This is a genomic window from Rhodococcus sp. OK302 (genome assembly GCF_002245895.1).
Lineage (GTDB): Bacteria > Actinomycetota > Actinomycetes > Mycobacteriales > Mycobacteriaceae > Rhodococcus_F.
In genome coordinates, this window is sequence record NZ_NPJZ01000002.1 from 766,567 (window position 1) to 774,595 (window position 8,029).

The 8,029-nt window shown below is 60.6% G+C and carries 6 protein-coding genes and 2 pseudogenes; 2 read left to right on the forward strand and 6 right to left on the reverse strand.

The window, feature by feature from the left end:
- Positions 1-651 precede the first annotated feature (651 nt).
- A pseudogene (locus BDB13_RS31550) lies at positions 652-1,676 on the forward strand (patatin-like phospholipase family protein).
- Between the two features lie 172 nt (positions 1,677-1,848).
- Here BDB13_RS31550 and BDB13_RS33910 read toward each other — a convergent pair.
- The 5 genes and pseudogenes from BDB13_RS33910 to BDB13_RS31565 all read right to left on the reverse strand — a co-directional run.
- Positions 1,849-2,162: pseudogene (locus tag BDB13_RS33910) on the reverse strand (hypothetical protein); the annotation flags it as partial.
- Between the two features lie 124 nt (positions 2,163-2,286).
- Positions 2,287-2,481 (reverse strand): hypothetical protein, encoded by a 195-nt coding sequence (locus tag BDB13_RS32675; RefSeq protein WP_217902189.1) that lies wholly within the window; start codon positions 2,479-2,481, stop codon positions 2,287-2,289.
- Positions 2,482-2,615: 134 nt separating this feature from the next.
- The gene (locus BDB13_RS32680; protein WP_217902190.1) at positions 2,616-3,236 is read right to left on the reverse strand and encodes a transposase; all 621 of its coding nucleotides are present in this window, start codon (positions 3,234-3,236) and stop codon (positions 2,616-2,618) included.
- Positions 3,237-3,500: 264 nt separating this feature from the next.
- On the reverse strand, positions 3,501-4,484 hold the full coding sequence (locus BDB13_RS31560) for an IS110 family transposase (RefSeq protein ID WP_176459840.1): 984 nt from the start codon (positions 4,482-4,484) through the stop codon (positions 3,501-3,503).
- Between the two features lie 391 nt (positions 4,485-4,875).
- A protein-coding gene (locus BDB13_RS31565; protein ID WP_094275963.1) for an IS3 family transposase occupies positions 4,876-6,131 on the reverse strand; the annotation gives its coding sequence in 2 pieces (ribosomal slippage) (positions 4,876-5,858 and positions 5,858-6,131; 1,257 coding nt in all).
- Positions 6,132-6,249: 118 nt separating this feature from the next.
- Here BDB13_RS31565 and BDB13_RS31570 point away from each other — a divergent pair.
- Positions 6,250-6,537: a hypothetical protein gene (locus BDB13_RS31570; protein ID WP_094275884.1), complete on the forward strand. Its 288-nt coding sequence runs from the start codon at positions 6,250-6,252 to the stop codon at positions 6,535-6,537.
- 437 nt (positions 6,538-6,974) lie between these two features.
- Here BDB13_RS31570 and BDB13_RS31575 read toward each other — a convergent pair.
- Positions 6,975-8,029 (reverse strand): AAA family ATPase (locus tag BDB13_RS31575; RefSeq protein ID WP_176459841.1); only part of this gene is annotated, 1,055 nt, incomplete at its 5' end.

Here is an 8,029-nt window from a genome sequence, read left to right on the forward strand (position 1 = left end):
TCTCCATTGGCATTGCGGACCTACGGCATGGTCCGGTACGTGAAGGCCCTGTGGCTTAAGGCACGTTCTAGGTATGTCCAGCGTCCAGCGGTCACAAATCAATTGTGAGGAATATCACGACTGGATATCGCTTGCGTCGTTTGTACACACGGATTCGACTCTGCGCCACTCGGGCGCGTGTCCAATTGCCTGGGGAAGTGGAAGATTTCGGTGCCCCGAGCGACTTTTCGTTGCTTCCACCTAGGAGAATGTCCAGCGGGTGTGCGCGGCCCTCGCCTCTGCGGTGCCCGACAAACCTGGAGGGAACCGCGTTCTCCGGATCGGGGAGGGAGCGTTCGACGTGATGCGCGTGCACTGCGGGATGCAGCGACGCGAGTCGACCAGCCCGCCCTCGCGCGGCTCGGCCCTCGATTGGTCAACGCGACGGCCAGGGCGGACGCGCCGCACACGCCATCGAACCCGGGCCCCGTTGCGGTGCATGACCTCGCGATACCCGCCGGCGAGCACGGCCGCGACCGACCGGAACTGGAACGGTCGCCAGTTACCCGAATTTGTTGGCTGCCTTGATGTGTCGAGGACAACAAGACCCCCGGCCCGGGGAGCGTCGCGATTTCGCTGGTGGAGTGTGGCGGCGCGGCTAGCGTAGATCGGGTGAGCACGCAGCGCTCGGCAGATCTGGTGTGTGAAGGCGGCGGAGTCAAGGGCATCGGCTTGGTCGGCGCAATCACTGCGCTGGCTGAGGCGGGGTACCGGTTTCCGCGGGTGGCGGGGTCGAGCGCCGGGGCGATCGTGGGCGCTTTGGTGGCGGCCCTGCAGCATGCGGGGGAGCCCCTTTCGCGGCTCGAGGACATTGCGAAGACGATCGACTACCGCAAGTTCGCAGATCCCGGTCTGCTCGGGCGGGTGCCGGTGATCGGCGCCCCACTCTCGCTCCTTGCTTTCGACGGACTCTACGAGGGGCGGTACCTGGAGGAGTTCATGACCGGCGTCCTCGCGGAGTTGGGTGTGCGCACGTTCGGGGATCTGCGGACCGGCGAAGAATCCTCTCGCTACGCGTATTCGTTGGTGGTCACGGCCAGTGACCTCTCTGCTCGACGCCTGGTCCGTATTCCCTGGGACTTGCCGGCCTACGGTGCCGATCCCGACGAGTTCTCTGTTGCCCGGGCTGTGCGGGCGTCCGCGGCTATTCCGTTCGTGTTCACTCCGGTGCGGGTGAAGGGCGCGACGTGGGTCGACGGAGGGTTACTGTCGAACTTTCCGGTCGATCTGTTCGACCGGTCCGACAGTCTTGCTCCTCGGTGGCCGACGTTCGGGGTGCGGTTGACCGCCAGGGCGGGGACACCGCCGGCGATCCGCCGGGTGCAGGGACCGCTGTCGCTGGGGATCGCGGTCCTGGACACGCTGTTCACCAATCAGGATTCGGCGTATGTGGATGATCCGTGCACCGTCCGGCGCACTGTTTCGTGCCGACCGACGGTGTCAGCGCGGTCGATTTCGGGATCGGGGTGGCGGCGTCGCAGGACCTGTACGACAAGGGTTTGGACGCTGGAGTGCGGTTCCTGCGGGAGTGGGACTTCACCGATTACGTCACCGCCTGCCGCACGCCCCCGGTCGGCGGATTCGGTGGCGGTGCACCGGGAGAGGGGCACACGGCGGATTCGGTGACACCTCTGTAGACGGGCCGGGCGGTGACACCTCTGTAGTCGGGCGAGGTTCAAGAAGCTTCAGCAGGGCCGGTGTGAACGACGGTCGAAACCTGGTTCTAGTAGCCCACTTTCCGTGATCGATTTGAATGTGTCAGTTGCTGAGGAGTATTCGTTTGCGAAGCAAGTCGAATCCGGCACGTCCTTACATCTGCCGTTTGAGCATCTTGATCCCGTTCACGTGCCCTTCGACAGCGCCGGAACTGTACGGCAGAGCCAGTCCATCAGAACCGCAGCGTGGTCGGTTTCGAGCCCTCGAACGAAGCGGCGCAAGTGTGGAAGGCCATCTGCCGAGACGGCTGACATCCACGAGTTAAATTGTGCACCAAGGCGTTCTGTGAGAATCTCCGCGAACGAAGTGACATGCCCTGCAGTTGCTTCAAGGTGCCGGCAGCTGGCGAGAACCTGCTTGAGCCCGATCTGCTCGTCATCGGTGAGGTTGTCGGGGTGTCGTAACATCCAGGAGGTGATCCGCCGGACCTTCGGTATCTGCTTTCTGGCCGGGCGCAGCCCCGATGCTGCGCAGCGGTCTCAAGTAGTCGCGAACGGAGCTGTAGCTGCCGCGATATCCCAATACTTGAAGTTATTCGTAAAGTGCAGCAGCGGAGGTATATCCGTCGTTGAAACGCTCGTGCAGGTAGACGGCGAACCTGTCCAACATAGTGGGCCGGCCTGCCCGCGGCGCCCCCAACAATTCATCGACACTGCTTGCGCAGTAGAAACGACGAACGGTCTCCCGTGCCAACCCGAGCTGGCGGACGATCATTCTGATTCCCATGCCTTCGTTCTTGAGAGTCGCGACCGCCTCGAATCGCAGTTTCGTGCGGACGGCGAGTATCGAACTCTCCTGACCGTCGCATGTACTCGGCGGCCTGACTGAGTTGTTCCGATGGGGTGCGTTCGATCGAGGGTTCAGGCTCTATATCGGGCTCTTTTTTCAGGCAATGATGATGGGCTGCAACCGTTTTCTCCACCGCCTCTGCGAGATTGTGCCATAGGTGCCAGCGGTCGGCGACTTCGATCGCCTGGGGCGCTCCGGTGCGTGCTGCTTCTTCCGTAGGCGCCGGCACGATCACGGCAGATCACCTGTGTTCCCGGATGTTCGGTGAGCCATTTGGTGACTGTTTCGGCTTTCCGGTCGGCGAGAACATCGACAGGTCGGTGAGTGTCCATATCGATCAGAACTGTGCCGTAACGATGCCGCCGACGGAGAGCGAAGTCGTCGATGCCAAGCACCGTCACCACACCGGTTGGAGGGTCGGGCAACGCTCGGAACAGCCGTAACAAGGTAGAGCGTCCGACGGAAACTCCTAGCGTGGACGCCAACCTCGATCCGGCTCGTCCGGCCAACGCCAGCGCGATCTTTTCCAGGATTTCGCGTAGCAGCGGAGTGGTCCGTGTGTAAGCCTGGGTCAGTCCGTCGATCTGCTCGGCAAATGTGCGTCGGTCACAGCCGGTGTTCGAGCACAGAAATCGACGTACCTGCAAGACGACGTAGCTCGATCGGCCAGCGATGGCCGTATCGGCGAGCATTCGTTCGTACCGACTGTGCACTCGTTTCGACCAAAACACCGCACGTCGGACAGCTCGCCGACGTCGACAACGGCGACGCACGAATACGGACTCCGCCTGCGGTCGCATCGACCGAATCGATGTCTGTCAACGGCATCTGAATCTTGACCCCTTTCCGGCGTGCCGTACCTTGATCAGTTTTCACCTGCCGTCGACAATGTCGACACCCGCCAGATGTGGAAGGAGTACGCGCAGGTCACAACAGTTCTCAGGACACCAGAATGATCATCTCCCGCACGGTCCACGTCCTACCGGAACGACACGCGGCGTGAAGGTGGAGCCGTCACGGAAAGTGGGCCAGAACCAGTTTCGACCGTCGTTGACATCTCGGCTCTGGCACACGGCGACGGTGTGCAGTACCGAGTTCAGTTGACGATTCCCGCCGGTGTTGAGTCGATGCCGAACCGTCTCCCCGCTCGACGCCGCCAACGGCGAAGTCCCTGTGTAACTGGCGAAGTGATCTGCTGACGGGAACCGACTGATGTCAGCGACATGGCCGAGCAGTTTCGCTGTCAGAACGGTACTGATCCCGTGTACCTGCGGCAGAGTGGTAGTGGTCGCGGCGACCGCATCACGCATCTGTGCTTCGTTGCCCTTGATGTTGGAATCCATCCGGCGCAGATCGGTCAGAAGCTCTTTCGCCAGGTCCCGGCGGCATGCGTCGGTTGCCGTGACTGGTCGGACTCGTCGCAGAGCGGCAGCTGCTTGTGCAGCGTTCAGCCCGGTCGGAACACCACCGGCAATGAGTTCCCGAAGGAGCTGGTGTAGACGGTTCAGGACGCGTGTTCGTTCCCGGACGAGGTCGTCTCGGCGTTCACTGAGCAGCCGTAGAATAGTCGACTGATCCTCGTGCCGAACCGCGTGCAATCCCTTGTGGCGCAATGCGGTCAATGCGACAGCGCGTGCATCGTCCGTATCTGTCTTGCGTCCTCCGCCGGTATCGAGCACGCGCACGCGCATGGCGAGGGTGGACGGTACGTCGACGACGTGTTCAGCGTCGGCGAGCAGTATTTGCGCGATACCGCGCCCCGATCCCTTGGCGCCTTCGACGGCGAAACGCCGCTCGGACCATCTGTGTGACCATTTCCGCAGTTGCGTGGCAGTACCGGAATTGACGGCGAACCTGCGGCGGGCCACTGTCTCGCCGCTGTTGTCGACGGCTACGGCTGTCAATGATGCTTTGTGCGGGTCGATTCCGATGATGATCAATGCGGATGCTCCTGTTGTCCGGGTGCGGTTTCGGTGTGCACCTACGGTGGGCATCCTGACTTGAAGTTGATCGTTTCACGCCTCTGTCGAACCACACCGTAGGCCGGTGTCGATTGGCAGGGCACGCTATGAGTGAGCCAACCACCTGATTGTGGTGGCAAGGAGCTTGCGAGCCTGCGCCGACCGACACCGTGGACTTTACGAGACTGCAGATCCCGGTTGTCCTGGTTTCCATTGAACAAGTCAGGAGCATCACCTTCTTTGGAATGGTTTCAGCAAGGAAAGACCGGTCCTTTCCGCTTTTTTCGACGTGGATCTGTTCGTGATCTCGGGCTCAGTGCTTGCGGTAGTAGAAGGCGTTGTTTGAACCGTGCCGGGTTTCTTGCCGCTCCTATGCTGGCGACATCTCCGGCTGGAGAATCGATAATTCAGAGTAATAGATGGCCTCGAACTCGTCGGGAGTGACGTAGTCCAAGGTGCTGTGCAGGCGGCGGGTATTGAACCAATCCACCCATTCCATCGTCGCGAATTCGATGTCGTCGATCGTCTTGATCGCCCCTTGCAGAAACGGACTGCTCTTGGAAACTGCTTCTGTCTTGAACAGTCCGATTGTCGACTCCGCAAGGGCGTTGTCGTAGGCGTCGCCGACGCTTCCAATTGAAGCTGCAATCCCTTCCAACGCAAGCGTTTCCGCGAAGGAAATTGATGTGTACTGGCTGCCGGCATCGCTGTGGTGGATCAGCCCATCCCTGACCCGGTGTCCACCGTGATCGCGTCGCCACAATGCCATCTTCAATGCCGTGGTGACCATAGCCGTGTCCTTCACTGTCGAGGCATGCCAGCCGACGATTGCCCGGGAGAAGCAGTCGATCACGAATGCGACGTAGACGAACCCGGCCCACGTTCGGCAATAGGTGAAATCGGTAACCCATGTTCGGTTCGGTGCGTCGGCGGTGAAGTCCCGATCGAGCAGGTCGGGTGCCCGGCGACTGTCCTTGCCGCCGGGAATCGTGGTTCGGTGCTGCCGGCCTCTGACCACCCCGTTCAGTCCTTCGTCGCGCATCAAGCGGTCGATGGTGCAGGCCGCGACGTGGTGGCCTTTGCGGCGCAGGTGAGCAGTCATCTTTCGTCGGCCGTAGAGCCCTTCGGCAGTGCCGATCGTGGCCCGCAGTTCCTCGGTGAGGTGGGCGTCGGTGATCGTCCGTGCAGATGGTGCTGCGGTTTTCCAGTTGCGGTACGTGCGTGGGGCGACCTGAATTCCTTGTGCGGTGAGCACTCTGCAGATCGACTCGACCCTGAAATTTTGTGCACGCATGTTGTCGATGAACTGGACTATCAGCGGCGGCGAGGGTCGAGTTCCCTCGCGAAGAAAATCGATGCCGACTTCAGAATTTCGTTGGCTTCCTTGAGTTCTCGATTCTCACGCTCGAGATCTTTGATGCGTTGCTGTTCCGCAGAAGTAGCACCGGGAACTTGGTTGGCATCAATCTGGGCTTGCTTGGTCCAGTTCCGCAGCGATTCGGCGCCGATACCGAGTTTCGGGCCTATCACCTGACATGCGGAGTAAACGGACCGATATTCGTCGAGGTGGTCGAGGACCATCCTGACGGCTCGCTCACGTTGCTCGGGTGGGTAACGCTTGGGCATGATCTGCATCCTTCACAAAAACGGATGCGGCATCAAACCCGGCACGGTTCAGTTTCATTTCGGCCACATAGTTGCTGGTAGACCGGACAGCTCAGGCAGGCGGGGCTAGCGTCGAAAGATGCAAGAACCGGTCCCCAACGCCACGCAAGCAGTTCGCTACGCGATCGAGCTTCTGACCATGTATGTCTCGTCAGCGGAGGATGGACACGCAGAAGCTGCCGACTACATCAGCCAGAGACTCACCGGCATAGATGCCCCGGAGCCCATCGAGGTTATCCGTGGCCAGTTATACCTGGGGGAAATACTCCTGATCGCCCTGGCAAAGGCTGAGGGCGCTCAGCCCGACGAGTACCGCCAAAGAGCGGTGGAATGGTTGGCGGCTCTCTCCCTAAAACTGCCTGAATAGCTCGGGAGTTGGTGGCCTCTTAAGCGGAATGGAGGTCCCCGATGCACTTTCGGTCGGTCCGTGTTGACGACGGGTGCAGCAGCTTCGGGTGCAGCAGCCTCAGCAGTGGGAGCCTCCGCTGCCGGCGCGGCCGCAGCCTTCGCTCCGGGTGCCTTGGCGGCGCCCCTTCATCGGCAGTCCTTGCCACCGGGAGTCTTGGCTCCGCCCGCAAGATGCTCAAACGGCAGATGTACGGACGTGCCGGATTTAACCTGCTCCGCAAACGAATACTACTCAGCGACTGAAGCATTCAGAACTGATCACGGAAATTGGGCCAGAACCAGGTTTCGACCGTCGTTCACACGCGAACCCTCGGCGGGCTATTGCTCGACACCCGAGGGCCACCCACCGCACCGACCGCTTCGTCAACGACGGGACGCGAGGCGCAGCAGCATCGCTCACACACCAATGGGTCCGATCAGTCGGCGATACCGAGTCTTGATGGCGTCTTCGCCGCCCTCAAGGATCTCACATACGTTGGCTTTAACAGCCGCTAATTGAAGGGTGCCCTCGGCTTCGATTAGCGGCAAGGCATCTCCGTGTTGGAGCGAGAGGATGTTCTCAGCAGCTGATGTGACAACAATGTTGGCGTTGTGGGTGGAGACAATAAGTTGTCGGCGAGTCTTGATGTTCTTCAGTGTTTCGACGGCGAGACGTCTGACGAGCTTGTTCTCGAGATCATCCTCTGGTTGATCGAGCAGGAGCGGATCGGTTCCCATTTGAAGGATGACAGTGAGCAGAGCCGCTGTCTTCTGACCAGGAGATCCGTGGTCGACAGGAGTCAGATTTCCTCCCGCTGTTGGCCGGTAGAGGACGGCGACGAGATCCTCTGGGAACCAGAGCATGATGTTGGTGGACAGGTCGAAAGTGTCGGCGTTGGATAGGCGGCTGTAGAAACGGGCGTCCACCTTGAATGATCGCCCAATCTCAGAGTCGGCACCATCTCGAACCAACTCGATGAGAGATTTCTTGAACTTTTGCACCCCGGTGTGAAACTGCGGAGTCTTCGGCCGCTCTCTGAGCAGAGACGCGGCGATGCCGTCCTTGCCGAACGCCGACTCGAAGGAGTCTGGGCAGTTGAGGAGGGCGCGTAGTTGGTCTCCGATGCTCGCGATGTCGCCTTGTTGGTGGACATCGACCCGGGTGAGCGAACCAGAATCTCCCAGTCCTTTCGTGTACGTCTGCCGTCGGGTGAGAAGTTCACCCCTCTTCGAGACGAGTTTCTCCATGAGTTGCTCGATCACGGCCTGCTGCTCCTGGCCTCGCTGCTTAGAGTTTTCGACCTCGCGCAGTTCGGCTTGGAGGTCAATCTCCCGCTGCCGATCATCCTGCATCTGCTCAGTGGACATGTTCGAGGCGTTGCCTTGCTCAGTCAGCCAGACGTTGAGCTGTTCTACTCGTTCCTGCCAAACCGTATGGGCTGCGCCTGTCTCCCATGCGAGGCGCGCAGTCT